This window comes from Haladaptatus sp. DYSN1 (assembly GCF_029489995.1).
Lineage (GTDB): Archaea > Halobacteriota > Halobacteria > Halobacteriales > Halococcaceae > QDMS2.
Genome location: NZ_CP120470.1, coordinates 2,709,567 through 2,735,000 on the forward strand (window position 1 = coordinate 2,709,567; position 25,434 = coordinate 2,735,000).

The following is a 25,434-nucleotide window of genomic DNA, read 5'->3' on the forward strand; positions in this document are numbered from 1 at the left end:
GGTTCGATGTACGGACCATGACTGACCTCGGCGATTTCAACGACTTCGACCCCGACGACGGGGACGTCGACGCCACATCGGCCACAGAGCGCGACTTCGAAGCCGTTTCCGTAGACGGCGTGGGTCCCGACCGGGGAATCGGGACGCTCGCGGTGTCCGCTGGCCTCTCCATTGGCGAAGAACGCGACGAGACGTGTCTGAGGGCCTACGTGACGGCGGCAAATCGCTCTGACGTGCGCATCGGGAAGTACCTCCTCGTCTCGTATCCGGACGGCGAACGCCTCTTCTGTCGAATTACGACGCTCGAATACGCCCAGGAGTACCACACAGACGACGCGACGGAGATTCACGCCCGCCGCGCGATGCGCTCTTCTGGCATCGACGAACACGACTACAAGTTCATGGCGACGCTCGAACCCATCGCCATCCTCTACGAGGACGACGGCGAATTGAAACGCCGGATGGCAGACCGCGTGCCGAAACCCGAGACTGTCGTCGGCGAGGCAACCGACCAGACGGAAATCAAGACCGGCCTCAAAATCCCCGAAGAAGGCGTCTTCCTCGGCCACCTCTCGGTCGGCGGCGAGAAGGTACGTACCAGCGCCCAGCCCCCGACCATCGACTACCGGGTCAAAGACGACTACGAGGCGGGCGACCCGCTCGTGTTCCGCCACACGCTCATCGCCGGAGGGACCGGGTCCGGGAAGACCCACAGCGCGAAGAACGTGTTGCGCCAGTATCTGAGCGAGGAGCGTACCTACCCCGTCGAGGCGGGGAGTTCACAGGAGCGTCGCATGGCCGTCGTCCAGTTCGACCCACAGGACGAGTACGCCCAGATGCACGACGACAACCCAAAACTGACGCAGGAGTTCGCCCGGCGATGTGAGCGCGAGAACGTCGCCCACGGCGGCCACGACGACACCATCGCATTCGTCCCGAAAGTCGAGGGGTCCACCTACGCCGCAGACCACCACCGCGCAGAGCAAGTCGAATTCACCATCCCGTTCTCGCTCGTCCGGCGCAACCGCTGGCTGGTGGCCGGCGGCAGCCTCAACGACAACCAGTACAACGCACTCGACTTCCTGCTCGACCGCTACTTCCGCACGGCGGGCGAGCACACGTATCGTGGCTTTCTCGACTTTCTCGACGACACGGCGCTCCGCGAGCAGTTAGACGAGAGCGGGCGGGTCCACGAGGCCACGTTCGACGCGGTCCACCGACGGGTGCGTTCTCCCGCCTTCGACAGCGTGTTCGACCAGGACGCAGAACCGATTACGGAGCAGATTCACCGCCTCGTCCGCCCCGGCGGCCTGACGGTGGTCCCGACCTATCACGTCAACAACAGTCGGGCGACGGAGGTCGTCGTCCTCGCGGTGGCCAGTCTACTCATCGACCAGAAGCTCTCGAACGACGCTCAGTACGACCGCATCAAGGAGACGCCGCTCGTCGTCGGGATGGACGAGGCCCACAACTTCCTCGCCGACGCGGAGAGCGCCCAGGCCCGGAAGGTCATCGGCAAGTTCACCGAGGCGGCAAAACAGGGGCGCAAAGAGCGCCTCGGCCTCTTCCTCATCACGCAGGACCCACAGGACATCGCCGAACCCGTGTTCAAGCAAGTGAACACGAAGATCGTGCTGAACCTGGGTGACGAGGACGCCATCAAGAGCGTGAACATCCCCGCGAATCTGGAGAAGAAGGTGCCGTACATGGAGAAAGGGCAGATGGTCGTCTACTCGCCGGACAACTCTGAACCAGTCGAACTCATCGGCCTCTCGACCTGTCTCACGCGTCACGGTCGCGGGGCCTGATTTCTGAGGAGTGTTTTTGAGGTGTGGTACCGTATCAGCCACTATGGGAAAGCGTCTGCTGGTTCCGATGGATGGCTCTGAACAAGCCGCCCACGCGCTCCGCTTTGGGTTGAAGGAGTTTCCGAGTTCGGACATCACGGTCCTCTACGTCATCAACCCAATCGACACCGGGTTCAGTCCACAGGCGTCGCTGCCGGGCTACGCAGAGGAGTGGTACAAACGCGCCGAAGGCATCGCAGAAGACATCTTCCTCGAAGCCGACGACGTGGCCGCAGAGTACGACCGCGGCGTAGATACGGAGACGGTCGTGGGACGGCCCGCACACGAAATCGTCGATTTCGCTGTGGACAACGAGTTCGACCAAATCGTGATGGGAAGTCACGGTCGTACCGGCGTGTCGCGGATTCTGCTCGGGAGCGTTGCTGAATCTGTCGTCAGGCGGTCGCCACTTCCGGTAACCATCGTTCGCTAAAAAAGGTGGTCAGCTTCCGACCGAAGAGAGGTCGTCGGGCAGGACGCCCAGTTGTTGTGCGTAGTTGAGGCTGTCGTCGATGACCCAGAACTCGGCGAGTTTGCCGTCCTTGATACGGTGGAACGCGACGCCCGACGAGCGATAGTGCTTGCCGGTCGGTTCCATCCCCATCAGTTCGCCGCGCGTGAGTTTGTCTTTGAACGTGCCTTCTTCCATGAAGCGCACGACGACCGTGTCGTCTTCGGCGACGAGTTCTTTCGTTTCGACCTTGAAGTCCGGGAAGGCCGTCCGCCACGCTTCGACGTGTTTCTGGAACTCCTGTGGGCCGTGCGCCACCGTGTTTCCGTCGTCGTCGAGGACGCGGATATCGTCGTGGCAGAGGTCCGAAAGTGCGTCGAAGTCGCCCTTGTTCCAGCATTCGTCGAGCGTGCGCTCTACGAGTTCCTTGTTCTGTGCCGCTGTTGAAACTGCCATGTTTTCCCTCGTTCGTCTCTCGGCGACGAATCCCCTGCCGGAGACGTACCACTAGATTCGACGGCCAAGACGATATTCGTAATTCAGGTCGGAAAGAGCGTCTCGGGGGCTGTCTCGATTGGGTAGTCAGTCCACAGTTGAGTCGCGGCGCATACGCAATCGGTCTCGGCCTATTCGTTCCAGTCTCGCAAGGAGGAAACACACGAGCAGTGGGAGTGGCCAGAGTGTGATGTAGAAGTAGAGTGGTTGCGGAGCAGTTGCCCAGACTGCGCCGTCTAACCCACGCAGGTAGTACCACTGGCTGAGGACCGCCCAACCCAGAAGTACACCTACTCCTATGGCCGGCGAGTAGAGTCGCATTTCGAGGATTGAGTATGTAACCACCCCTCCCACGAGCGTGAGACCGATAAAAGCCCATGGGAAGAAGAGGTCGAACACAGGCGTGTAGATGCCGAGTGCCAACCGCCCCCAGAGGACCACCACAGCGTGGGCGAGACCCGCGACGACGGCTATCTGCATCGGTTTTCGAGTAGCCACGCTCGTGAGGCGACCGCGCTTCATACCACACGTTGCTCGCGCATTGCTATAAAAAGTCTCGCGCTGCTCCGGATTCCTTTCCAACGGTTGTGTTCAGTTGCGGTGCGGTTGCGGTAGCCCGCAAGTAGGGCACCCGAGAGCGACGGTGTCGCTCTCGGCCTTTTTCATGCAAGTTTTTGCAAACGGGGGTCGCGTAGCGACCCCTCGCAGCAAAAAGATGCGTTCAGAAGATATTCGCCTGCTGATACACACTAATGCCACTCCCCGTAATCTCATACGGTTTGGTCTCGCGGGAGTGGTTCGCGTTGCGTATCTTCTGGATTTCGACGGCGAGGCGGGTTTCTCGGAAGTCGGAGGGGCGGACGTACTGGAGGATGAACACGGCGTCGGTGAGGTACTCGACGATGCCGTGGCGGGAGGCGTAGGGGTTGTCGTCGCTGGCCTCGCTCGTGAGCATGGTGGTGATGCCGGCCTGCTTGAGCGCCCGCGTGAAGTTGAAAATCTCCGTGCGGCGCTTTGCCTGCTGGTCGTACATCATCTCGAGGAGGGAGACGGAGTCGAGGACGAATCGTGAGGCACCGAACTCAGAGATGAGTTTCGGGAGTTCAGAGCGGATGTTGTCGAGGCTGTTTGCCATCTCGACGGGGTCTAAATCGACGACGGCGAGGCTGCCCTCCTCGATGTAGGTGTCGAAGTCGTAGCCCTTCTCGACGGCGGTGTTGATGACCTGCCTCCGACTCTCCTCTAACGTGATGTAGATGGCTTTCTCACCGTTTTCGAGGCCGTGGTGGAGAAACTGGAGGCCGAAGGTGGTCTTCCCCGTCCCGGCACTCCCGATGGTGACCATCAGCGAACTCTCGGGAACGCCTCCCTGAATCATGTCGTCCAACCCGAGGATGCCGATGTCGATGCGCGGGATGTTCGACTCGAAGGCCTCGTCCTCGAAGTCAGTCCCGCCGAAGCCGCCGGAACCGTCGGGACCGGGCGCGCTGGCGAACGCGCTCGCGAAGTCGTCATCGAACAGGTCACTTCCCATGCCAAAGTCCTCCCCCTCGTCGAAGCCGAAGTCGTCGAAGCCGGCTGGCTCCTCGTCGCCAAAGCCGAAGCCGGATGCCGAATCGTCGGGTTCACCGTCGCTGCCGAAACCGGTGGGACTACTGCTCGAAAAGACCGATTCCGCGTCGTCGTCCTCGGCTGATGAATCTTCGTCGGCGGTGACTCCTTTGTCTGCTGATTCTTTCTCGTCGTCTGTGAGGCCGCGTTCGAACCAGTCGTCTGCCGCGTCAGTCGGCTGTTCGTCGTCGCTCACGAACTTCGCCTCCGGACTGGCCGCGTTGACATATCAGAACCTTGCGCCCATGCCTGATTAATGTTGCCCGAACGTGGGCAGGTTTTTACACCGCCAGACGAATCGCCACATATGAGAGTCGGTATCGTCGGACAGCGAGGCAATCCGCGGGCGGCGTCGCTCACCGACGAGATTCGCGAGAGCCTCCTCGACATCGGCGTAACGGTCTGGGTGGACCACGAGATGGCCGCCGCCCTCGACATCGAGGGTCACGACATCCCCGCGATGCGCGACTGTGACCTCGTCGTGAGCATCGGCGGCGACGGGACGTTCCTGTTCGCCGCCCGAGGTGCAGAAGACACGCCGGTCGTGGGCGTGAATCTCGGCGAGGTGGGCTTTCTGAACGCGGTGTCGCCCGAGGAAGCAGTCGATGCCGTGTTGAACGAGGTCGAACCGTTCCGCGAAACCGGCGAGATTCGAACGCGATCGATTCCGCGACTCCAGGCGCGAGGAGACGGCTGGGAACTGCCACCCGCGCTCAACGAAGTCGTCGTGCAGGGCGAACAGCGCGGCCACGGACAGGGACTCGACGTGGAGGTCAGAATCGACGGGTCGCTGTACACCGGCGGGCACGCGGACGGCGTGCTCGTCTCAACGCCGACCGGTTCGACCGCCTACAACCTGAGCGAGGGCGGCCCACTCGTCCACCCGTCAGTGTCGGGGCTGGTCGTGACAGAGATGTGCGCGACAGAGCCGATGCCCCCGCTCGTGACGGACCTCGCGAGCGAAATCGACATCCGCGTCGACGGCGCGGATACGGCGGTGGTTATCAGCGACGGGCGGACGAAAGAATACGTCACGCCACCGGCAACAATCAGCGTGACCGTCGCGGACACGCCGATGCACGTGGCCGGCCCGCCGCTCGATTTCTTCAAAGCGCTCGGAAAACTCGACTAATGTGTCGCCTTCCGTAACCCATAATCACGCGCAGGTTCTCTAGGCGTCCAATGGCCCATCAACTGCCTGACGTGCAGGCAACCAGTCCTGACGTCACCGTCGGGCTGAACCGCGTCGGTGTCACTGGCGTCGAAAAACTCGTCAAACTCGCCCGTCCTAACAAGCGCCCGATCGTACTGATGGCGGATTTCTCAGTTTTCGTCGACCTTCCCAGTTGGCGAAAGGGTGCAGACATGTCGAGAAACATGGAGGTCATCGACGAGGTGTTAGAACAGGCGGTGAGCGAACCGGCCTATCGCGTCGAAGACGTCTGTGGCGACGCCGCAGAGCGCCTCCTCCAGAAACACGAGTACACGACCCGTGCTGAAGTTCATATGGAGGCGGAACTCGTCATCCGTGACCACACGCCGGCGAGCAACTTAGAAACCCAGAGCGTCATCGACATCATCGCCTCTGCAGAAGCCACCGAGGAGGAAACCTTCGAGGAGATCGGCGCACACGTCGTCGGCATGACGGTGTGTCCGTGCTCGCAGGGGATGTCAGAATCGAGAGCGCGAGAGACGCTGCGACAACTCGCCGTCGACGACGATACCATCGAAGCGTTCCTCTCTGAAGTCCCCCAGCCGGGCCACTCACAGCGCGGCCACGCTACCCTGACGGTCAAGTGTCGTGACGCGCCGAAGGTAGACCTGATGGACATCGTGGAAATCGCTCGCGATTCGATGAGTGCCCGCATCTACAACCTCGCAAAACGCCCGGACGAAGACCACATGACCTACGAGGCCCACGCCGATGCGAAGTTCGTAGAGGACTGCGTCCGCGCGATGGCGGAGGGTGTCGTAAAACAGTTCGACCAACTCCCCGACGGAACGGTGGTCACGATGAAGCAGTCGAACGACGAATCCATCCACCAGCACAACGCCCATGCAGAACGCGTCGCTGAGATGGGGACGCTGCGGGCAGAAATCAACGGGAACGGCGAATTCTAAAACGAGAGGTTTTCTGCTTGCTTCCACCGTGGGGCGAACTCTTCTGTGATACCCGTCGCGAACTCCCGGTCTTTCAGGTCTATCATCGCGAAAATTTCTTCCTGGTCTAAGGGGTGGGGAACCTCGATGACGACTTCCGTGCCGTCGATGATGTTGAACGTCCCGCTCACGTCGGCGCTCGTCCGGACTTCGAAATCAGGGTGCGCAGAGAGGGACGCCGCGTAGTGCTCGCCGACCGATTCGGGCAGCAGGTCCACGAGTTCTGGGCGCATCAGCACCTTCACCGTCGCGCCGCGGTCGAGGGCTTTCTGCAATTGTTCGACGACGAGCGTGCCGACTTCGCCGATGTCGAACTGCTGGCTGAGCGTGGAGGCGACGATGATAATCGACTCGTCTGCGGCCGCGAGTCGTTCGAGCAGCAGGTCGAGGGTCTTTTCGGGGCCGACAGCGGCCGTCCAGAAGGTCTGTTCGACCGGTTCTGCGGCGTCGAGTTCGCCGACGAGGTCGTCGACGATGCCCTCGTACTGGTCTTTTTTCTGTTCGAGTTCGCGTTTCTTGTCCTCCAGCAGGCGGTCGAGGGCGGTCGAGGGTTCGACGGCGACGTACTTCTTCGGCCGGCTCGCGCTCTGTGAGCGCACGAGATTGTACGTCTCGATGCTGTTGAGAATATCGTAGATGCGACCCATCGGCACGTCACTCGCCCGGGAGAGTTCCTTCGCGGTGGTTGGGCCGGTCTGCAACAGCGCCCGGTACGCCCGCGCTTCGTACTCAGACAGCCCCAGATCTCTAAGACTCGCCATATACACACCGATTTATCGGGAGGGATTATAAACGAAGGGGCAGTTTACTCCGGTTCGTTTTATTCATCCGTGGCGACGGCAGCCAGCAACTCGTCCGGGGTTTCGACCGTCGTGAACGTTCCGTCGAGTGTGACGGTTGCGGTTCCCGATTCGACGTCCGCGTTCGGAATGACCACCTTTTCGTGGTCGGGTAACTGGAGGGCGGCACGGTGGAGCGGCGACCCGACCGCGCCAACATCGACGGTGAGCGGTTGGTCGGTGAGGCGTGCGGCAGTCGTCGCGTAGCCCGCGACCTGCACGCTCATGCGGTCTGCGGCCCCGGCGAACGCTTCGACCGCCTCCCGGGCGACGGTTCTGTACGACTCATCGCCGGTGAGAATCGCGAGGTCGAGCAGAGCGTCTGCGAACTCCGCGTTCGCGTCGAGCGGGCGCAGTGGCGCGGAGAGCAGGCCGAGACCGTCTGTGGGACCGTCGAGGAAGGAGGTCCCATCGCGGCGGTGTTCGATAGTGTAGTCGGCGACGGCGCGGGCGAGGTCCTCGTACTCGCCGAGCACCTGCATCGCGGTCGTGAGCGCGTCGAGCACCCGAGCCTGGTCTGCGAGCAGGCCGACTTCGCTCGTGTCGTCGTCGAAGTGCGTGACAGCGCCGTCCTCGTCGACGAGTGACTCGGTGAGGAAGTCGAGGGCGCGCTCTGCGAAGGCCTTTGCCTGTTCGTTGCCCGTCGCCGCGTAGAGCGTGAGCAGGGCGTCGATTGCGAGGCCGTTCCAATCTGCGAACGCCGTCTCGTCCACCTGTGGCTGTTTGTCGGCGGTTCGCTCCTCGATGGGGAGAGTGTAGTACTCGTCGCTCGGGCGCTGGCTGCCGGCGAAGGCGTCGCCATTCCAGAGCGTGGTCACGAGATACTCAGCCGATTTTTCGGCCGTCTCCTTGTACTCCTCGTGACCCGTGTATCGGTAGGCCGTCGCGAAGGTGCGCACGAGCGCGGCGTTCACGTCGAGGACCTTCTCGCGGTGGGGGTCGCTCCAGTTTGCGTTCTCCGCGAACCGGAAGAAGCCGCCGTCGAAGTCGTCGTAGAGGTGGGCCTGAATCGCGTCGAGCGTCCGGATGGCCTGTTGTTGCTCGCGCTTGAGCGCGAATTCGATGGTGCGGGCCAGTGGGAACTTCGGGCTCTCGCCCCAGCCGCCGTGTTCTTCGTCGAATTCGCCCGCGAGCTGGGCGAACAGTTCACCCTCGACGTTCGGCGAGAGCGGCGCGTGAGGCGTGTCCGCGCCCTGGAGCGCACGCGGAACGCGCCCGGCTGAATTGCCCTTCCCGTCCCACGTCCGGCGCACGCTGTCGAGCACTTGTCGCATCCCGTCCTGGTCGAGAAAGCCCGCCCCCGAGATGAGCTTCCCCTCCGGAGTGAGGAACACGGTCGAAGGGAAGCCACCCATGTTGTACCGGTCGCGGATGCGCGGCTGGCGGTCAACGTCAACGCGCATCGGCACGAAGCCGTCGTTCAGGTGGGCGGCGATGCGGGGTTCTGCGTACGTCGCGGCGTCCATCTCGTGACACCAGTCACACCACGTGGCCGAGAGCGCGAGCAAGAGGGGTTTTTTCGCGTCGTCGGCCTCGGCGAAGGCGTCCGGGCCCCACTCGCGCCACTCGACCAGCGTCTCGACTGCAGGGTCGTCCATGCGCGGGGCTTGGGAAGGGTCGGGGAAATGGGTTCCCATCCGCAAGTATTTCACGCTGCCACCGTTAGGGCGAACCATGTTGCTGCGGATTGCAGCCGTCTTGCTGCTGATTCCCGTGCTCGACGCGATGCTCCTCGTCCTGCTGGCCGGACGCATCGGAGGCGTCGCAACCGTCGCACTGGTCGTGCTCACCGCCCTCATCGGAATGCTCCTCGTGCGAGCAGAGGGTCGCCACACCCTGCGGAAGATCTCCCGCAAACTGGAGAGCGGAACGCCACCGACCGACGAACTGCTGGACGGCGGCCTCCTGCTCGTGGCGGGCGCGCTGTTGCTCACGCCGGGCATCGTAACCGACCTCGTGGGCTTCATCTTCATCATCCCCCTCACGCGCATCCCGATTCGGATGGCCGTCAAACGCTGGTTCGTGACGCCGTACCTCGACAAGCGCGTCAACGGCTTCGTCACCGGGAACGTCTACACCGGCGGGTTCCCGAACCAGGACGACGACTACGACGACGATACCGTCGATGTGGACGGGTTCTCAGTGGAAAGCGAAGCCGACGACGAGCGCCGCGGCACGGGTAGTCACGACTCCCCATAGGGCTGGAGAAAAGAAACGCTTAAACACAACACCGCGCAACGATAAAATGCGCCAACCTGGGCCAATAGCTCAGTCAGGTTGAGCGCTCGGCTGATAACCGGGAGGTCCGCGGTTCAAATCCGCGTTGGCCCACTACGGGCGACATTCGTCGCCATGGTGGTTGGGCCTGAAACTCCCCAGCCACCTAACTTTCGGAACACTACACGCCTGAGCCGCCGCTCTATGCTCCCCGAAAACCGACCCGCACAGCTACCGCCTCGCGAAGAACACGGCGATGCCCGCCAGTAACAACCCGATTCCCCACCACAGCGAGTCGCCCGGTAGCACCAGAAGCAGAAGTGTAACGAGACCAGAGCTGATGAGTGACCACCCGAGCGTCGTTTGATACGACATACAGTCTAGTCGTTCTTCGAACAGATGTAGTCACGGCCTTTCTGTGCAAGCCGTCATTGCAAGGCGGGCTGCGAGCCGTTTTATCGCCTCATCACTCGTAGTTCTCGATGAGCCGAAATGATAGTCAAAGCCGAAGACGCGAGGGCGGAATCGTTCCGGGGGACCACCTTCGAGGTACTCGCAATCGGCGAGAATTCGATGGTCACGAAGATGCACTTCAAGCAGGGGAAAGACGTGCCCCGTCACAGCCACGACAGCGAGCAGAGCGGGTACGTCGTCTCGGGGCGGTATCGCCTCCAGTTTGGTGAGTACGACGAGCTTCTCGAAGCCGGGGACAGTTACTCGATTCCCGGTGGCGTCGAGCATTCGTACGAAATCCTCGAATCCGGGGTCGTCATCGACGTGTTCGCTCCACCTCGAGAGGACTACCTATAACCTACCGACCACAACCTACGAATACCGACCCCGCGTAGGCACACCTATGGCCTCAGGAACCTTCGGGTGGGCGGTCTGGGCGCTGTTTCTCGTCCTCTCCGTGCTGCTTCTCTGGGAGGACGCACTGGTGTGGCTTCGAGAGGGGACGGTACCGGGAATCGAATTCTTCCTCGTCGGACTCGTGAGTCTCGGCCTGCTGTTCGTCTTGCTGCGCGAGATGCCGCTGCCGGTCAAGCGCCGACCGTGACCCCGCGGTGACGGCTATCTTGTTGCGGGGCGTACAGGTGGTATGGCCATCGAGACGATTCTGGTCCCGACTGACGGCACACCCCTTGCTGTGGAGGCCCTGCGCCACGCGCTGGTGGAGTATCCGAACGCGGCAATCACCGCGCTCCATGTAATCGATTTCAGAGCGAGTGAGAACTATCCCGGCGGGTGGGGTGAAGCCCCCGGGACGTGGGAAGCGTGGATGGAAGAGGCACGTGCGGCCGAGACGACTCTCTTCGAGCAGGCAGACGAAATTGCCGCCGAGTACGACCGCGAAATCGAACACGATTCGGTCGTCGGGCCGACGAGTCGCACCATTCTCGACTACCTCGACACGCACGGGTTCGATTTGGTCGTCATGGGAAGCCACGGACGCGAGGGCGTCTCGCGAATCCTGCTCGGCAGCGTCGCCGAATCGGTCACGCGGCGGTCTCCGACCCCGGTGGTGGTCGTCCGGTGACGACGTTCGCCGGCGCGTGGACCGAAGCGGAAGTCGAATCGTATCTCGCAGAAACCACAGTTCCCCTTCGCCTCGCCTGCACCACGCCGCGTGGCGACCTCTGGATGCTCTCGCTGTGGTTCAGCTACGAGGACGGCGAACTGCTGTGTGCGACCGGCCGCGACGCGGAGGTCGTCCGGTACCTCGAAGCCACACCCGAGGTCGCCTTCGAAATATCGACGAACGAACCGCCGTATCACGGGGTGCGAGGTCGGGGCGTAGCGACGCTCACAGAAGATGCCGACAAGTCGCTTCTGAAGAGCCTCATCGAGCGCTATCTCGGTGGGACGGACTCCTCACTCGCGAAGCGACTGCTCGCAGACGACCGTGAGGAGGTGCGTATCGCGATTGCGTCGGACAAGGTCTACTCGTGGGACTACAGCGAACGCATGGCTGACGCGGTGTGAGACACGGGTACGCAGGCCGCAAAATCAGACGCGAGGTGGGCTGATGACCTCTTCGGGGGTCATCTGGGACTCGCTGGTCGAGAGGCGCATCCACCGGCTGACGTCGTTGATGCGGAGTTTCATCCGCACTGGCAGCGAGTGGACCGACTTGTAGCCGGGGAACAGTTTCTGGTCTAAGTTGTACTGGTTGTACACGTCGTTGCGGTCGGGCCACGGGTTGCCAGCGGCTTCGAGGCCGGGGACGACGCGGCGGATGAACGTCTCAACTTCGTTCAGCTGCGATGAGTCGTGCGGGCGGTCCGGCGGCCGGTGTTTCAGCATCTCGTCGTCGAGTTTTCGCAGCGCCTTCAGGTACGTCTGTTCGTTTCGATGTTCGGGCGGCGTCTTCAAGTGCCACTCGATGAGTTCCTTGTCCGCGGCGATGAACGCGTCCAGATAGTTCGACGCGAGGTGCGTGTGGAACGCCTGCGTCGGCATAGCGCGGACCGTGAACAGTTCGATGGCGTCGTAGACGGACTCACAGCGGTCGGTAAAGCGCCCGAACTCAGAGCGAATCTGCTCGCGGATGAACGTCGAGGCGTCGTCTGCGGCCACCGACGCGCCCGAGAGGTCCAGATTCTGGTTGTTGCTGAACATCCCGAGGGTGGTCGCGAGGTGTTCGATTGGCTGTGGGTCGGGGTCGAGGCGCTCGCGTGGGACGGTCTTGCCGAGAATTTCGATGCCGTCGCGGGGCAGGAAGTGCCCGCGCAGGAGGGTGTCGAACAGCAAGCCGTGGAACACGGTATCGACCTGCATCTCGTCGTCGTAGCCGCCGTGGTGGATGTGTAGCGACTCTTTGACGCCGTTCGTGTGCTTGATAATCTCGTCGCCGGTGTTCAGGTACTTGTCGTTGGTTTCGAGGACCTTGTGTCCGACGCCGTACTGGTCTGCGAGACGCTTTGCCACCTCGACTTCGGGCGTCCCGGAGGTGCCGATGGTGAACGTCTCGTCGATTTCCGGCAGTTGGGAGAGGATACACCGGGAGTCGTAGCCCGCGCTGAGCAGGAGGCCCTTGCGACCCGGCAGGTGCGAGCGCCGACGGATGGCCCGTCTGAGCCTGCGGGCGAGTTCCTCCACGTAGTCGAACTCCTCGGGTTCGTAGACGAACCGCCGGAGGGTTTCGGTTCCCGTCTCGGTGAGGTAGCCGTCGAAGGGAACCCGACGGAGCTGGTCGAACACCGTCCGCCCGTCGAGGACGAATCCGAGGTGCAGGAACTCGTAGAGCGATTTCTGGGTGACCTCTGGGGTCTGAATCGGTCGCGCTACCTGCGAGGCGTCCGTCCCGAACACGCGGAGACCGGGCGAATCCGTGTAGAACACCTCCCACGAGCGGATGGTGTCGACGGCGACCTTTGCCTCGCCGTCGTGTTCGATGAGGACGACCGACGAGCCGTTTATCTCGTCGAACGCCTCGTCTCCGTCCGTGGCGTACCGTTCTAACAGCCACTCTGCCGGCGGCTTCGAAATCGGGTGTGGCGGGAACACCTCACCCCAGATGACGCAGACGCCGTCGTCGCCGCTGTAGATGGACGTTCGGCCATCCAATCCGAGGCCGATGTCCCTGACGCCGACTGTGACGACCTCGCCGCTTACGACGCGGTCGAACTCGTACTCCGAACGGTACCGCGTGAAGTCTTCTCGGTCGCCGAACACGCCGAATAGTTCTTTTTTCATTGTAATCCCTCCTGAGAGACCTGTGGGTTATTCGACCGTGACGCTCTTTGCGAGGTTGCGCGGCTTGTCGATGGAGCGATCTAACATCGCCGCCATGTGGTACGACAGCAACTGCAAGTGAACGTTAGAGAGCAGCGCCGACAGTTTCGGGTGGGTGTCGGGAACGGCGAGGTGGGCGTCTGCGACTGCGACGTCCTCACCCGGCTGTTTGCCGATGGTGATGACCGGCGCGCCTCGGGCGGCGGCCTCCTCTGCGTTCTGAATCGTCTTCTCGTCCTTGTTGCCCGTGAGGATGGCGAACACGGGCGACTTGTCGGTCACGAGCGCGAGCGGGCCGTGTTTGAGTTCGCCCGCTGCGAAGCCCTCTGCATGCTCGTAGGTGATTTCCTTGAACTTGAGCGCGCCTTCGAGGGCCGTCGGATGGCCGAGGCCACGACCGATGAAGAAGAACGACTCGTCGCCAACGTATTCCTCGATGAGGTGGGCTGCGCGCGTCGTCTCCAGCACCTGGTCGATGTGGCGCGGCAGCGCGTCGATGTCCTTGAGCAGCTCTTTGCGGTCGTCGGTCGGCTGGGCGTTCGGAACGTCGTCTAGGACGCGCTCTGCGAGCAGCGTGAGCGTCACGGCCTGCGAGGAGAACGTCTTGGTCGCGGCGACCCCGATTTCCGGGCCGGCGCGGATGAACAGCGCATCGTCCGCCTCGCGAGCCGCGGACGAACCGACGACGTTCGTCACGGCGAGGGTGCGAGCGCCACACTCTTTTGCGAGGCGCAGCGCGCTCATCGTGTCCGCCGTCTCACCGCTCTGCGTGACGGCGATGACCAGCGAGTCCTCGGTGAGGAGTTCCGACTGGCCGTTGTACTCGCTCGCGAGGAACGGCTGAGCGTGGACGCCGCCCTCCGAAAGCTGGTGGGCACCGTACATCGCGGCGTGGTAGGAGGTCCCGCAGGCGACGAACTGGACGTGGTCGACGTCTTCGAAGGTACCTGGTGGGAAGTCCTCTAAGATGACCTGCTCGTTGTCTACGTCCACGCGACCCTCGATAGTCTTCGCGAGGGCCTCTGGCTGCGTGAAGATCTCCTTTTGCATGTAGTGGTCGTAGCCGTCCTTCTCTGCGTCCTCTGCGTCCCAGTCGACCTCCTCGATTTCGCGGTCGACGGGGTTGCCAGCGAGGTCAGTGACGGAAACGCCGTCTTCGTCGACGATGACGACGTCGCCCTCCTCGACGAACATTACCTGGTCCGTAAAGTCGAGGAACGCCGGGACGTCTGACGCGATGTAGTATTCGCCGTCGCTGATACCGACGACGAGCGGCGACCCCTGACGGGCGGTGTAAATCTTCTTCTCGCCCTCGGGGAGCATCGCGATGGCGTAGCTGCCTTCGAGGTCGGCGACGGTCTGGCGGAACGCCTCGTCGGTGGTGAGGCCGTCTGCCTTGTACTCCTCGATGAGGTGCGGGATGACCTCGGTGTCCGTCTCGCTCGTGAACTCGTGGCCTTTCGCCTTGAGCTCCTTTCGCAGGGTCTCGTAGTTCTCGATGATGCCGTTGTGAACGACGGCGATGTCGCCCGTGCAGTCCTCGTGAGGGTGGGCGTTGCTCTGGGTTGGTTCGCCGTGGGTCGACCAGCGCGTGTGGCCGATACCGGCGTTCCCGTTCGGTGCGTTGTTGCCGATGAGGTTCTTGAGTTCGGATATTTCACCGGCTTCCTTGCGAATTTTGATGCCGGTACCGTTCTGGATCGCGATACCGGCGGAGTCGTAGCCGCGGTACTCCAGATTCTCGAGGCCGGTCAGAATCTCGTCGAATGCATCGTCTCGGCCGATGCGGGCGATGATACCGCACATTATCCGGCCCTCCCACCGTGAGCAAGGTCAATTGGCTGTACCGATCGCGCTGTCGTCGAGAGCCACGTGGAGGCGTGCTGCGAGGCGGCAACCGCAGTCGTGGCGGTGGTTGGCTTTCGGTCCATGGATGGATTGGATGAGTTCATGGGCATGGGTTGGATGGGGCCAGCGGGCGACCCGTAACCTATCGATGAAACTCTCCCTCCCTTACTATACACCGGCTAAGTAGCGGTTTATTTATCATCTAAGCTTACCACTCGCGGGCGAAAGTGGCCTAAAATGTGGACGAGTGTGTGATTCTGAGCGACTGAGTGCCGCCGTCAGTCTTCGACCTGGGACTTCGCCGCCTCCGGTTCGTGGCCAGAGAGGGTCACGATGTTGCCGCGCCCGATGCGGAATCGGCTGATTGTGCCGTTTTCCTCCATCTTCGAGAGTTCGCGGCTGACCTTCGCCTTCGACCAGCCGGTTTCGTCGACGATGTCCGTCTGCTTCATCTGGCCGCCTCGCTGAGTGAGCAGTCGGTTGATGTACTGCTCTGGAGGCAGCAGGTCCGTGTCCGGAATTGACTCGGCTGCCGGTTCGACGAGTGGTTCCGGCTCCTCGTCGCTCACGTCTGCGACTTCTGAGGGGACGGCCGTGTCGAGTGGCCGCTGCACGGGGTTGCTCGGCGGAAGAACCTCGTCGCGTTGCCACCACACGAGCCCCGCGATACCGCCGAGGCCGAGCAGTGTTCCGGTACCGAGTAACCAGACGGTGAGCCCGTTGAGCGGGTCGGTTCCCCAGTCGAGTTCCGTGCGGTCTGAGAGCCCGTCGTCGTCGGTATCGGGCGAAAGCGGGTTCGTGCCGAGACGGGCTTCCGCGCCGTCGTCAAGGCCGTCACTGTCTGAATCCCCGTTGAGCGGGTCGGTGTGTGCTTCGACTTCGGCCGCATCGTCCAGCCCGTCGCTGTCGGTATCGACTCGGGTCGGGTCAGTCCCGATGGAGTCCTCCTTACCGTCGTTCAGGCCATCGTCGTCGGTATCGTTATCGAGTGGGTCAGTGACTTCGAGTTCCTCGCCGTCGAGGACGCCGTCGTTGTCAGAATCGGAGTCCGTCGGGTCCGTTCCGCGCTGGACTTCGATGCCGTCACGGGCACCGTCCTCGTCGGAATCCGCGGTCGCTGGGTCCGTCTGGTAATCGGCGATTTCCACCCCGTCGTCGAGCCCATCACCGTCGGTGTCGGCCGTCATGAAATCGAGTTCCATTTTGACCTCTTCCTGGTTCGTCAGGCCGTCGCCGTCCTCGTCTGCGGCTTTCACGAGGACGTAGGTGGAGATGGACTTCGAATCGACCTTCTCCCGGTCGAACGACTGGATGTTGTAGAGGTCGATTTTGAGCGACCCCGCGCCCGTTGTGCCCTCTGGGAGGCTGTCGTACGAAAGCGAGAGCGTCTCCTCTTCTGCGCTCGTGGACTTGTCCTTACAGGCAAGTTGTGTCGAGGTTCCATCGCTCGCAACGTGGGAGACACAGACGCGATAGCTCTTCACCTCGGACGATGGCGTGAACGTTACGTCGAGCGATTGGGCGCCATCTTGCCAGACGTACGTCGTTCCGTTGTCCGTCTCGATGATGCCGCCGCCACCGTGGGAAACGTCCGTTATCTCGACGCCGGGAAGGGCGTGCGTACTGGCCGCTGCGGGGGCTGCCAGTCCGGAAGCGAAAACGAGACAGACAGCAAAAAGAACCAGCACGCGTCGGAGTTGCTCAGTTTTCATACCCGGGCTGCCCTCCAGTGAGACGGGCTACCCGTGAGCCGTCTCGCTGTCCGCTTGCCGACCAGTACCCGACGCTCCTGGCACCCGATGCGGTGCAGCCGGAGTGTCGTGAATAGTGGCTCATTATGTTCGTACTCGTATCCACGTAACGGTGGCCGAGGCTTCCAAATGCGCCGGGTTATGACCCCGTGTGGGAACGGCCTTAATACTGGATAGATGAGAGAGGTAGGTTAATATATTTCGTCTGGGAGCCCCGACGGTCACAGATAAGAGAAGGTCTGTCTGCTGTATTAGTCTTTTGGAAAATATAAGAGAGGTAGAATGTAATGATTAGTGGATACAAAAGATGTGGCGGAGAGCAGTCAAATCGCCAGCGGTTATGCGGTTCGAGCGAGGAACGCCTGCCCCGCCGCACTCAGGGTGAAGGCGGCCACGACGAGAACAACTATCGCAAATTGAGGGATTATCGTCGCCGGAATGAACCCGGCAGCGGAGGCGAGAAGCGCGAGGGTGCTCACGCCCGAGAGCCTCGACGGCGCTCGTTCTGGAGGAGATGGAACGTGTCGTCTTTCGACAACGGTTCGACGGGCGCTGTCACAACGTCTGCGATATCGGCCGCAGCGCCGGATTCTGCATCGTGGGGTTGGGTGCTCATGGTTGCTCAAGCTTACTGGAGAGTACATGATAAAGGGAGCCGGTGTTTGCAGTAGGTTACGTCGGGTTTCAAGCGTTTAATTCGGTTGTAAAACCGTTTCTAAGCGTTCATAACCCCAGGATTTGAGGTTTGCACCGTTTTGCCGGCAAAATTTGCGACCTCCCAGCTGAACTGGCGCTTACGGGGGGGCAAAGCCACGGTACGTAATCACACAGCCAGGGCCTTAGCTGCCGTATAATAAGGAGGTTAGCTGCTTGAGCGAAGAACAGAGCCCGAAAGCTGGGTCGCCCCCGGCTCGGGAGATCGAGAACAATGAAACCCCCAAGAAAACTCCTGGCCATCATCGGTGTGGTCGGAATCGTACTCGCGCTCAAACGCCGCCGCTCACCCGGCGAAACCGGTGAGTCTACCCCCGAAACCGCATAATCATGAATTCCACCATCGACGACCTCGAGATTCAGCAGTCAGCTGCCACAGAGGGCACGGACATCGCAGACGGTGCGACCATCGCCGTGGTCGGCCTCGGCTACGTGGGTCTGCCACTCGCCGTCGCGTTCGACCGGGCGGGTCACTCCGTCATCGGCTTCGACATCAGCGAACAGAAAGTAGACACCCTGAGCGGTGGCACGGACACCACCGGCGACCTCGGCGACGACGCCATCGAGGGGAGTGAAGTCACCTTCACGACCGACCCGAAGGCAATCAACGAGGCCCAGTACGTCACCATCGCCGTCCCGACGCCCATCGACGACCTGAAGAACCCGAACCTCGACTTCGTCGAGAGCGCCGCCCGGACCGTCGGCACGCACATGTCCCCCGGCACGACCGTCGTCCTCGAATCGACCGTCTACCCCGGCGCGACACGCGACGTGGTCGTTCCCGCTCTCGAAGAGGAATCCGGCCTTCGAAACGGCGAGGACTTCTTCGTCGGCTACTCCCCGGAACGCGCCACCCCCGGCGACGAAGAACACGGCCTCGCGCAGGTCGTGAAAATCGTCTCCGGCCAGAACGACGCGGTTCGCGACGACCTCGCCGAACTCTACGGCACCGTCGTCGATGCTGGCATCCACAAGGCTCCGAGCATCGAGACCGCAGAGGCCGCGAAGGCAGTCGAGAACGTCCAGCGTGACATCAACATCGCCCTCGTAAACGAACTGGCGATGATTTTCGACAAAATCGACATCGATACCCACGCGGTGCTCGAAGCCGCCGGGACGAAGTGGAACTTCCACGACTACCGCCCCGGCCTCGTCGGCGGCCACTGCATCCCAGTGGACCCGTTCTTCCTCGCCTACCGCGCAGAACAGGAGGGCGTCTCCCCCGACCTGACGCTCACTGGCCGCGAGGTCAACGAGCGAATGCCGGCACACGTCGCAAACCAGACCATCAAGGCGCTCAACGAGAGCGGCAAAGTCCTGAAGGACAGCCGCATCCTCATCCTCGGCCTCTCCTACAAGCCGGACGTCGCAGACATCCGCACCTCGAAGGTAAAGGAGATCATCGAGGCCTTAGACGAGTACCAGATCGACATCTCCGGGTTCGACCCCCACGCGGAACCCGAGGCGATGCGTGATGCCTTCGGCATCGACATCCAGGAAGAACTCGACTTCAGCGACATCGACGGCGTTCTGCTGACGACGGGTCACACGGCGTTCACGGACATCGACCTGCCCGACATAGTTGGTCAGATGAGCGGTACCCCCGTCATCGTCGACGTGGACAACTTCTTCGACCCAGCGGACGCAGACGGCCTGGAGTTCACGTTCCGGAGGGTCTGAGAATGTATCGGGGGCACACGGTCGGCGTCGTCGTGCCAGCCTACAACGAAGCGGGATTCGTCGGTGACGTCATCGACGGCATCCCCGAGTACGTAGACCGCATCTACGCCATCGACGACGCCTCCACCGACGAAACTTGGACGGAGATTCGCGAGGCCGCAGATCGCCTCAACAGCGCTGACCGCGAAACGGCACCTGTTGCAGACGGCGGCGTCGCGTTCGACCGTCGTGTCGTCCCGATACAGCACGAAATCAACCGGGGGGCCGGCGGTGCCCTGAAAACGGGCTACCGCTGGGCACTGGAAGACGGCGTCGACGTGACCTCTACGTTGGACGCCGACGGCCAGATGGACCCCGACCGACTCACCGACCTTCTCGATCCTATCGTCGCCGGAGAGGCAGACTATACGAAGGGCAACCGGCTCGCAGAGCCGGCGTTCCTCGACGCGATGCCTCGCTTCCGGCTTATCGGAAACGTGATGCTCTCGTTTCTGACCAAAATCGCGAGTGGCTACTGGCAAATCGCCGATTCGCAAAACGGCTACACCGCCATCAGCCACGACGCACTCGACGCCGTGGACATCCAGAGCCTGTACGAGTACTACGGCTACTGCAACGAGTTGCTCGTCAGACTGAACGTCCACGACATGCGGGTCGCCGACGTGGCGATGCCCGCAGAGTACGGCGACGAGGAGAGTTCCATCGACTACGGCTCCTACATCCCGAAGGTGTCGGGAATGTTGTTCCGGAACTTCCTCGGCCGCCTGAAGAAAAAGTACCTCGTCACGGGCTTTCACCCGCTGGCGCTGTTCTACCTCGCTGGGCTGGCCACCATCGGCCTGACCGGCGTTCTGCTGGTCGCAACGCTCGTGACGCTGTTCACGGTTGGCTCCGCACTGGTGGCGTTCGCTACGACCATCGTGTCGGGGCTGTTCGCGACGCTGTTCGTCCTGCTGGCGATTAGCTTCGACCACGCGGCCAATGAACACCTGGAGGTGCCCGCTTGATGCGCGTGATGGTCACCATCCAGCACCCGGCCCACGTGCACTTCTTCCGCCACGCAATCGCTGAACTCGAAGCCGAGGGCCACGAGGTCCACGTCTTCGCCCGGGACAAAGAGATGGCCCTCGCGCTCTTAGACCGCTTCGACATCGACCACGAGGTGCTCGCCGGCGCGGGTAGCGGCCTCTCACAGCTCGCCCGCGTCCAGGCCGTCTACGAGGCCCGTCTGCTCAACCGAGCCCGCGAGATTCAGCCCGACGTCATCACCGCCATCGGCGGGGTGGCCGCGGCGCACGTCTCCCGACTCGTCGGCGCGAAGAGCCTCGTGTTCTACGACACGGAACACGCAGCCATCATCAAGGGCCTCGCCTATCCGTTCGCCCACCGCATTGCGACCCCTGACTGCTACCGCGACACGATCGGCCCCCACCAGAAACGCTATCCGGGCTACCACGAACTCGCCTATCTTCACCCCGACCGATTCGAGGTAGACGAGTCGAAAGTCCCCGAAGTAGCCGAGACGGACGACAAACTCGTCGTCCTCCGCCTCGTCGAGTGGGGCGCGTCCCACGACGTGGGTAATGGCGGCTTCGACGACGTCGAAGAAGTCGTCTCCCGACTCGAAGCCACAGGCGCAGACGTCGTCATCACCGCCGAAGGCGACTTCCCCGAATCACTGCGTGAGAAGCAGATTTCGGTCGAGCCACACGAGATTCACCACCTGCTCGGCGCGGCCGACCTCTTCATCGGCGAGGGCGCGACGATGGCCGCGGAGAGTGCGGTCCTCGGCACGCCCGCTGTTTACGTAAACACCCTCACCATGGGCTACACAGACGAACTCGACGAGGAATACGGCCTCCTGTTCAACTGCAACGGCGACGACCGCCACGAACAGGCACTCGAACAGGCCGTCTCCATCCTCGAAAACGACGACGACTGGGCAACAAAACGCGAGACGCTTCTCGCGGACAAGGTCGATACGACCGACGTGATTTTGAACCACCTTCAGGAGGTGACGGCATGAAGGCTCTCCAACTCGTGACGACCCCGCGGCCATTTTTCGACCAGCAGGTCGAGGGACTCGAATCTCGCGGCGTTGCCGCCCCCGTCCACCCGATTCCACGCCCCGAAACCGGCGGCCGCGGCCCCCGCGAGTTCGCCGAATACGTCCCCGAGGTGCTTCGCGCCTCGCTCTCTGGAGCCGACGTCGTGCACGCGAACTTCGGGTTGACCGCCCCGTTCGCGCTCGCCCAACCTCGGCGGCCCGTCGTCCTGACGTTCTGGGGGACGGACCTCATGGGGCCGACGTGGCTCCAGAAGCTTTCAGAACAGTGTGCCCGCCGCGCCGACGCCGTGGTAGTACCCTCGAAGACCCTCGCAAAGCGGCTCGACGTGGACCACAACGTAATTCCGTTCGGCGTGGACACCGACCTGTTCCGGCCTATCGACCGGGCCGAGGCGCGCGAGCAACTCGGCTGGGACGCAGACGAAACCGTCGCCCTGTTCCCGTACGACACGGAGCGCGACGTGAAAGACTACTCGCGAGCGAAGCGAGTGGTCGACGCCACAGAGGGTGATGTCACCCTCAGACCGATTTCAGGAGTTGACTACGACGAGATGCCGTACTACTTCAACGCGAGCGACCTGTTGCTCGTCACCTCGAAACGCGAGAGTGGACCCATGGTCGTCAAAGAGGCCGCGGCGTGCAACGTGCCCGTGGTCTCGACCGACGTCGGGTTCGCCCGCGACGTGCTCGAACCGGTGGCGAACAGCACCGTCGCAGACACCGACGACGAACTCGTGGCCGGCATCCAGCAGGTCGCAGAATCCGGCGACCGCTCTGACGGCCGCGAGACCATCGACTGTCTGAGTATCGACGAGATGACCGACCGTCTGCTCTCGGTCTATCACGACGTTACCTGTCCGATGGCGGGGGTGCGCCATGGGTAGACTCCGCCGGATGCTGGCCTACCGCCACCTCGACAGAGACGCGGCCGTCCTCGGCCTGCTGATGGCGATACTGCTGTTCCCGCTGCGGTTTTTCGCCTCCCAGATTTACATCAAAACGATTCCGCTCGTCCTCGGGACGGCGTGTATCCTCTATCTCCTGACCCTGCGATTCGAGGGCGGAGAGACCGTTGGCCACCCGACGCTCCCGCCGGGTATCGCCAGACTCCTCCCGAGCGTGGTGTTCACCGGCATCGCCGCGCTCATCATGATTGCCTCCATCTTCGGGGGACGCGTCGGCCTGTTCATGGACGTGTCGGCCGTCATCGGGACGCTCATTCTGATTCAGGTGCTGTTCGCGCCGGATTCAGACCTGCGTCCGCGCTGGATGCTCATCCAGATTTTGGCGTTCGTGGGCGTGCTCCGTCTCGCCGCGCTGTTCACCTCGCCGGGTTACATCGGCATCGACATCTGGACCCACATGGAGCAGATTGCCCGGCCAGTCTACGAACAGCGTAGTCTCAGCGCGATTAGCGACAACAAGCACTTCGCCGCGCCGTTCTTCCACCTGCTGGTGGCCGGCGTCGCCATCCTTTTCGACGTGACCCTGCGTGACGCGCTCTACCTCTCGCTCGGTCTCGCAATGCCGTTCGCGGCGCTGCTCATCTACATGACGACGCGCCTGCTCGTGGCAACGCGGTGGGCGCTGTTCGCCGCCGTGATGTACGGCATCGGCGACTACGTCATCGAGTGGGGTATGCACCTCATTCCGACGAGTCACGGCCTCCTGCTGTTCCTCGGTGTTCTCTACGCGATGGTTCGGGTGATGCAGACCGAACACGAACTGAAGGACCTTGCGCTCTTGCTGTTCTTCAGCGTCGCGCTCATCCTCACCCACCAGGTGTCGTCGTTCATCATGATGGTGGTCATCGGGGCCGCCGTCGTCGCCCAGGTCATCCTGAGCATCGACCTGTTCAGTCCGACCCCCGTCCGCCCCGACGTGGTGAGTTTCACCCCCGCGGTGAACCTCTCCGGCCTGCTCGTGTTCGACGCCGGGTTCATCACGTTCATGTGGTCGTTCACGCCGTATCGCGGGAATTCGTTCCTCGAAACCGTCCTCAACTACCTCAGAGAAACCGTCGCCGACAGTGCTGGGTTCCTGAACCTGGCGAGCGGCGGTGGCGGGGCCAGTGGGGTTGTCGCGGGCGAGGGGCCGACCCTCATCGAACAAATCGCCCAGTACGTGGACACCGTCGGCTTCCTGCTGTTGCTGTTCGTCGCCATCGTCGGCTGTCTCTACGTCCTCCGGCGCGAACGCTCTCGCCACTCCGTGTTCACCCTGCTCATCGCGAGCGTCATCATGCTCGTGTTCGTGCTCGGCCTGCCGATGTTCGGGATTCGGAACTTCATCCCACAGCGGTGGTTCGCGTTCCTCTACGCACCACTCGCAATCATGGGCGCAATCGGCGTGCGCCACATGTCGTTCAACCTCTACCCGAAGGTCGTGGTGGCGGTCATGCTCATCTTCGTCCTCGTGTTCCCGGGGATGATGCTCATGTCCAGTCACGGGGCCATCGACAACCCGGTGTTCGACGACAACCGCGCTCGCCTCTCGTACACCGAACAGGAACTCGACGCCGTCCACACCGTCGGCACGATGACCGGACGGCCTGACTCAGAGGAGATTCTGCCCAACGAGGTGATCTACACGGACCATCCGTACCAGACGGTGTTCTTCAGGTCTGACACCTACATGGCCGGTGCGGCCACGATAAACGACACCGACCCCGTCACCCACGACGTGGTGATGTATCGCGGGGCGCAAAGCGAGAAGGCGACGTTCTTCCGGAACTTCCCGGAAGGCAGTAACACGAGCGTGGCCACGATTCGCGACATCCCGCCAGAGCGACTCTGTCGCACGGGGATGGACAACCTCTACTCGAACGGAGACGTCATGCTCTGTTCGAACGGCGCGATATAGGCGTCATTCGGTCGTCGATTCGCGCGCCTTTTCTCACCACTGCGTGTACCAGAAGTCGAATTCGTAGTACGACTCCTCGGCTGTGAAGTAGGAACAGTTTCTCCGGCCCTTGCTGGTCACCCCGAGTCAGACGGTTGATGAGGTGGCTCACCCCGACCGAGTTCTCTGACTCGTCTTCGACGCGGAGGTGCCCGGCTTCGAGCAACGTCTTGAGGTGTTCTTGTTCAGGGCTATAGAGTGACGATAGGTCGACGTTCGCGACGACGGAGTCGGGCAGTTCGAAATCCGCGGGAGAGTCAGATTGTGCGGCCACCGTGTAGCGATATCGCGGATATTTCATCGCGTACTTCGCCGGTTCTGAAGAGACGCGAATAACCTCTTCTTTATGCGAGAGGTAGAATGGTTCTGAGGCGGTGAACACCGACTCGTCAGCCGCTTCGTGGGATTCGAACTCGTGCAAGAATGTGAACGACCCGCATCTTCCATCGGAATCGTAGGAAAAGAATTTCTCGGGGAGGATTCGCTGGTCCGCCGCCGAGAGCGACGAGAGCGGAGCAGGTTCGACGTTCTCCACACCAGGATATTCGCCCTCGTATTCGGGGCAAGAAACGACGGTGAATCCGATGGCGAATTCGAGCGGTGCAGGCTCAGCAACGTCCGTCCGCTCGATTCGGTAGTACGTCTCATCGTTCTCGACGAACGTGACGGGACCGAGCACGGAACTGTCCTTCGCGGAATGTTCGACGGTGCCCACCTCGAGAATCGACGCGGCGAGGTCGCTGTTCGCGGCGTTCAGTTCGTCGAGTTCCCAGAACAGGGCGGCCTTGAGTTCCGTCTCGGTTACTGGCGTCGCACGCAAGTGGAGCCAGAGCGATTCCGGAGTGGCAGTGGGTGTGCTCGTCGGCGTCTCAGTGGGAGTCGGGTCGTCAGTCGGGACGGGAGCGGGTGTGACCGTCGTCCCAGACGGCGTTTGGTTGGTTGTTGAAGAGAGGCTGGAACAGCCCGCGAGACCGGCCGAGAGGGCGAGCGCACAGGTAGTCAGGAGGGAGCGGCGAGAGCGCGGGTTCAAGGATGATAATTCGGTTACACTTCAGAATGAGTTTTGTGAAGGCAGAACGTCTTAAATCGCCTACAAGCGCCGGGTTTTGTGCGCTCC

25 protein-coding genes and 1 tRNA gene are annotated in these 25,434 nt (G+C 62.2%); 15 read left to right on the plus strand and 11 right to left on the minus strand.

What is annotated here, in order from left to right:
- Positions 1-17 precede the first annotated feature (17 nt).
- Both P0648_RS14790 and P0648_RS14795 read left to right on the plus strand, forming a co-directional pair.
- Complete coding sequence (locus P0648_RS14790) at positions 18-1,808, plus strand: ATP-binding protein (protein ID WP_276246493.1); 1,791 nt, start codon at positions 18-20, stop codon at positions 1,806-1,808.
- Positions 1,809-1,851: 43 nt separating this feature from the next.
- Complete coding sequence (locus tag P0648_RS14795) at positions 1,852-2,280, plus strand: universal stress protein (RefSeq protein ID WP_276246492.1); 429 nt, start codon at positions 1,852-1,854, stop codon at positions 2,278-2,280.
- Between the two features lie 9 nt (positions 2,281-2,289).
- On the opposite strand, the gene P0648_RS14800 is transcribed toward P0648_RS14795, so the two are convergent.
- From P0648_RS14800 to P0648_RS14810, 3 genes are all read right to left on the minus strand, one after another.
- Positions 2,290-2,754, minus strand: coding sequence for an ester cyclase (locus P0648_RS14800; RefSeq protein WP_276246491.1), 465 nt, complete (start codon positions 2,752-2,754; stop codon positions 2,290-2,292).
- 126 nt (positions 2,755-2,880) lie between these two features.
- Positions 2,881-3,315, minus strand: a complete 435-nt coding sequence (locus P0648_RS14805; protein ID WP_277504504.1) for a hypothetical protein — start codon at positions 3,313-3,315, stop codon at positions 2,881-2,883.
- A 199-nt stretch (positions 3,316-3,514) separates the two neighbouring features.
- On the minus strand, positions 3,515-4,600 hold the full coding sequence (locus tag P0648_RS14810) for a KaiC domain-containing protein (protein ID WP_276246489.1): 1,086 nt from the start codon (positions 4,598-4,600) through the stop codon (positions 3,515-3,517).
- A 111-nt stretch (positions 4,601-4,711) separates the two neighbouring features.
- Here P0648_RS14810 and P0648_RS14815 point away from each other — a divergent pair, with 111 nt between their 5' ends.
- Together P0648_RS14815 and mptA are read left to right on the plus strand one after the other, a co-directional pair.
- Positions 4,712-5,536 (plus strand): NAD(+)/NADH kinase, encoded by an 825-nt coding sequence (locus P0648_RS14815; protein WP_276246488.1) that lies wholly within the window; start codon positions 4,712-4,714, stop codon positions 5,534-5,536.
- Between the two features lie 50 nt (positions 5,537-5,586).
- Positions 5,587-6,525, plus strand: coding sequence for a GTP cyclohydrolase MptA (mptA, locus tag P0648_RS14820; protein WP_276246487.1), 939 nt, complete (start codon positions 5,587-5,589; stop codon positions 6,523-6,525).
- On the opposite strand, the gene P0648_RS14825 is transcribed toward mptA, so the two are convergent.
- Together P0648_RS14825 and P0648_RS14830 are read right to left on the minus strand one after the other, a co-directional pair.
- Positions 6,522-7,325: a TrmB family transcriptional regulator gene (locus P0648_RS14825; protein WP_276246486.1), complete on the minus strand. Its 804-nt coding sequence runs from the start codon at positions 7,323-7,325 to the stop codon at positions 6,522-6,524. The two genes, mptA and P0648_RS14825, sit on opposite strands and share 4 nt — an antisense overlap.
- 59 nt (positions 7,326-7,384) lie before the next feature.
- Positions 7,385-9,001, minus strand: a complete 1,617-nt coding sequence (locus P0648_RS14830) for a DUF255 domain-containing protein (protein ID WP_277504507.1) — start codon at positions 8,999-9,001, stop codon at positions 7,385-7,387.
- A gap of 76 nt (positions 9,002-9,077) precedes the next feature.
- Between P0648_RS14830 and P0648_RS14835 the strand changes: the two genes are divergently transcribed.
- The 6 genes from P0648_RS14835 to P0648_RS14860 all read left to right on the plus strand — a co-directional run bounded on the left by P0648_RS14835 (position 9,078) and on the right by P0648_RS14860 (position 11,603).
- On the plus strand, positions 9,078-9,602 hold the full coding sequence (locus tag P0648_RS14835) for an FxsA family protein (protein ID WP_276246484.1): 525 nt from the start codon (positions 9,078-9,080) through the stop codon (positions 9,600-9,602).
- Between the two features lie 58 nt (positions 9,603-9,660).
- Positions 9,661-9,734 (plus strand) — tRNA-Ile (locus tag P0648_RS14840).
- Positions 9,735-10,112: 378 nt separating this feature from the next.
- Positions 10,113-10,430, plus strand: a complete 318-nt coding sequence (locus tag P0648_RS14845) for a cupin domain-containing protein (protein ID WP_276246483.1) — start codon at positions 10,113-10,115, stop codon at positions 10,428-10,430.
- 46 nt (positions 10,431-10,476) lie between these two features.
- Positions 10,477-10,677 (plus strand): hypothetical protein, encoded by a 201-nt coding sequence (locus P0648_RS14850; RefSeq protein ID WP_276246482.1) that lies wholly within the window; start codon positions 10,477-10,479, stop codon positions 10,675-10,677.
- A gap of 42 nt (positions 10,678-10,719) precedes the next feature.
- Positions 10,720-11,157 carry a universal stress protein gene (locus P0648_RS14855; RefSeq protein WP_277504509.1) on the plus strand — a complete coding sequence of 146 codons (438 nt, stop codon included), beginning with the start codon at positions 10,720-10,722 and terminating at the stop codon, positions 11,155-11,157.
- On the plus strand, positions 11,154-11,603 hold the full coding sequence (locus P0648_RS14860; protein ID WP_277504511.1) for a pyridoxamine 5'-phosphate oxidase family protein: 450 nt from the start codon (positions 11,154-11,156) through the stop codon (positions 11,601-11,603). The genes P0648_RS14855 and P0648_RS14860 overlap by 4 nt, the downstream gene beginning before the upstream one ends.
- A 24-nt stretch (positions 11,604-11,627) precedes the next feature.
- Here P0648_RS14860 and P0648_RS14865 read toward each other — a convergent pair whose 3' ends face one another.
- The 5 genes from P0648_RS14865 to P0648_RS14885 all read right to left on the minus strand — a co-directional run bounded on the left by P0648_RS14865 (position 11,628) and on the right by P0648_RS14885 (position 17,570).
- Positions 11,628-13,316 carry an asparagine synthase-related protein gene (locus P0648_RS14865; RefSeq protein WP_277504512.1) on the minus strand — a complete coding sequence of 563 codons (1,689 nt, stop codon included), beginning with the start codon at positions 13,314-13,316 and terminating at the stop codon, positions 11,628-11,630.
- Positions 13,317-13,343: 27 nt separating this feature from the next.
- Entirely contained in the window at positions 13,344-15,161 is a 1,818-nt protein-coding gene (gene glmS, locus P0648_RS14870; protein ID WP_277504513.1) for a glutamine--fructose-6-phosphate transaminase (isomerizing), read from the minus strand.
- 320 nt (positions 15,162-15,481) lie between these two features.
- A complete protein-coding gene (locus tag P0648_RS14875; protein WP_277504514.1) occupies positions 15,482-16,915 on the minus strand; it encodes a hypothetical protein in 1,434 nt (477 codons plus the stop codon).
- A 377-nt stretch (positions 16,916-17,292) separates the two neighbouring features.
- Positions 17,293-17,433, minus strand: a complete 141-nt coding sequence (locus tag P0648_RS14880; protein WP_277504515.1) for a hypothetical protein — start codon at positions 17,431-17,433, stop codon at positions 17,293-17,295.
- Complete coding sequence (locus tag P0648_RS14885; protein ID WP_277504518.1) at positions 17,430-17,570, minus strand: hypothetical protein; 141 nt, start codon at positions 17,568-17,570, stop codon at positions 17,430-17,432. Before P0648_RS14885 ends, P0648_RS14880 begins: the two co-directional genes overlap by 4 nt.
- 428 nt (positions 17,571-17,998) lie before the next feature.
- On the opposite strand from P0648_RS14885, the gene P0648_RS14890 reads away from it, so the two are divergent.
- Genes P0648_RS14890 through P0648_RS14910 form a run of 5 tightly spaced genes read left to right on the plus strand, consistent with a single transcriptional unit; the run spans position 17,999 to position 24,278 of the window.
- Complete coding sequence (locus tag P0648_RS14890) at positions 17,999-19,348, plus strand: nucleotide sugar dehydrogenase (protein ID WP_277504519.1); 1,350 nt, start codon at positions 17,999-18,001, stop codon at positions 19,346-19,348.
- Positions 19,349-19,350: 2 nt separating this feature from the next.
- The gene (locus P0648_RS14895) at positions 19,351-20,355 is read left to right on the plus strand and encodes a glycosyltransferase family 2 protein (RefSeq protein ID WP_277504520.1); all 1,005 of its coding nucleotides are present in this window, start codon (positions 19,351-19,353) and stop codon (positions 20,353-20,355) included.
- Positions 20,355-21,374, plus strand: a complete 1,020-nt coding sequence (locus P0648_RS14900; protein ID WP_277504522.1) for a DUF354 domain-containing protein — start codon at positions 20,355-20,357, stop codon at positions 21,372-21,374. The genes P0648_RS14895 and P0648_RS14900 overlap by 1 nt, the downstream gene beginning before the upstream one ends.
- A complete protein-coding gene (locus P0648_RS14905; RefSeq protein ID WP_277504523.1) occupies positions 21,371-22,300 on the plus strand; it encodes a glycosyltransferase in 930 nt (309 codons plus the stop codon). The genes P0648_RS14900 and P0648_RS14905 overlap by 4 nt, the downstream gene beginning before the upstream one ends.
- Positions 22,293-24,278: a DUF2206 domain-containing protein gene (locus P0648_RS14910; protein WP_276246471.1), complete on the plus strand. Its 1,986-nt coding sequence runs from the start codon at positions 22,293-22,295 to the stop codon at positions 24,276-24,278. The genes P0648_RS14905 and P0648_RS14910 overlap by 8 nt, the downstream gene beginning before the upstream one ends.
- Here P0648_RS14910 and P0648_RS14915 read toward each other — a convergent pair.
- Positions 24,250-25,347 carry a hypothetical protein gene (locus P0648_RS14915; RefSeq protein ID WP_277504524.1) on the minus strand — a complete coding sequence of 366 codons (1,098 nt, stop codon included), beginning with the start codon at positions 25,345-25,347 and terminating at the stop codon, positions 24,250-24,252. The genes P0648_RS14910 and P0648_RS14915 overlap by 29 nt on opposite strands.
- Positions 25,348-25,434 lie beyond the last annotated feature (87 nt).

What these genes read in the sequence shown, in the direction of transcription:
- P0648_RS14815 (WP_276246488.1), top strand. Translation starts at nt 4,712, where the DNA reads ATGAGAGTCGGTATCGTCGGACAGCGAGGCAATCCGCGGGCGGCGTCG.
- glmS (WP_277504513.1), bottom strand. Translation starts at nt 15,161, where the DNA reads ATGTGCGGTATCATCGCCCGCATCGGCCGAGACGATGCATTCGACGAG.
- P0648_RS14845 (WP_276246483.1), top strand. Translation starts at nt 10,113, where the DNA reads ATGATAGTCAAAGCCGAAGACGCGAGGGCGGAATCGTTCCGGGGGACC.
- P0648_RS14835 (WP_276246484.1), top strand. Translation starts at nt 9,078, where the DNA reads ATGTTGCTGCGGATTGCAGCCGTCTTGCTGCTGATTCCCGTGCTCGAC.
- P0648_RS14910 (WP_276246471.1), top strand. Translation starts at nt 22,293, where the DNA reads ATGGGTAGACTCCGCCGGATGCTGGCCTACCGCCACCTCGACAGAGAC.
- P0648_RS14800 (WP_276246491.1), bottom strand. Translation starts at nt 2,754, where the DNA reads ATGGCAGTTTCAACAGCGGCACAGAACAAGGAACTCGTAGAGCGCACG.
- P0648_RS14875 (WP_277504514.1), bottom strand. Translation starts at nt 16,915, where the DNA reads ATGAAAACTGAGCAACTCCGACGCGTGCTGGTTCTTTTTGCTGTCTGT.
- P0648_RS14905 (WP_277504523.1), top strand. Translation starts at nt 21,371, where the DNA reads ATGAAGGCTCTCCAACTCGTGACGACCCCGCGGCCATTTTTCGACCAG.
- P0648_RS14805 (WP_277504504.1), bottom strand. Translation starts at nt 3,315, where the DNA reads ATGAAGCGCGGTCGCCTCACGAGCGTGGCTACTCGAAAACCGATGCAG.
- P0648_RS14855 (WP_277504509.1), top strand. Translation starts at nt 10,720, where the DNA reads ATGGCCATCGAGACGATTCTGGTCCCGACTGACGGCACACCCCTTGCT.
- P0648_RS14900 (WP_277504522.1), top strand. Translation starts at nt 20,355, where the DNA reads ATGCGCGTGATGGTCACCATCCAGCACCCGGCCCACGTGCACTTCTTC.
- P0648_RS14850 (WP_276246482.1), top strand. Translation starts at nt 10,477, where the DNA reads ATGGCCTCAGGAACCTTCGGGTGGGCGGTCTGGGCGCTGTTTCTCGTC.
- P0648_RS14825 (WP_276246486.1), bottom strand. Translation starts at nt 7,325, where the DNA reads ATGGCGAGTCTTAGAGATCTGGGGCTGTCTGAGTACGAAGCGCGGGCG.
- P0648_RS14790 (WP_276246493.1), top strand. Translation starts at nt 18, where the DNA reads ATGACTGACCTCGGCGATTTCAACGACTTCGACCCCGACGACGGGGAC.
- P0648_RS14865 (WP_277504512.1), bottom strand. Translation starts at nt 13,316, where the DNA reads ATGAAAAAAGAACTATTCGGCGTGTTCGGCGACCGAGAAGACTTCACG.
- P0648_RS14795 (WP_276246492.1), top strand. Translation starts at nt 1,852, where the DNA reads ATGGGAAAGCGTCTGCTGGTTCCGATGGATGGCTCTGAACAAGCCGCC.
- mptA (WP_276246487.1), top strand. Translation starts at nt 5,587, where the DNA reads ATGGCCCATCAACTGCCTGACGTGCAGGCAACCAGTCCTGACGTCACC.
- P0648_RS14885 (WP_277504518.1), bottom strand. Translation starts at nt 17,570, where the DNA reads ATGAGCACCCAACCCCACGATGCAGAATCCGGCGCTGCGGCCGATATC.
- P0648_RS14895 (WP_277504520.1), top strand. Translation starts at nt 19,351, where the DNA reads ATGTATCGGGGGCACACGGTCGGCGTCGTCGTGCCAGCCTACAACGAA.
- P0648_RS14890 (WP_277504519.1), top strand. Translation starts at nt 17,999, where the DNA reads ATGAATTCCACCATCGACGACCTCGAGATTCAGCAGTCAGCTGCCACA.
- P0648_RS14830 (WP_277504507.1), bottom strand. Translation starts at nt 9,001, where the DNA reads ATGGACGACCCTGCAGTCGAGACGCTGGTCGAGTGGCGCGAGTGGGGC.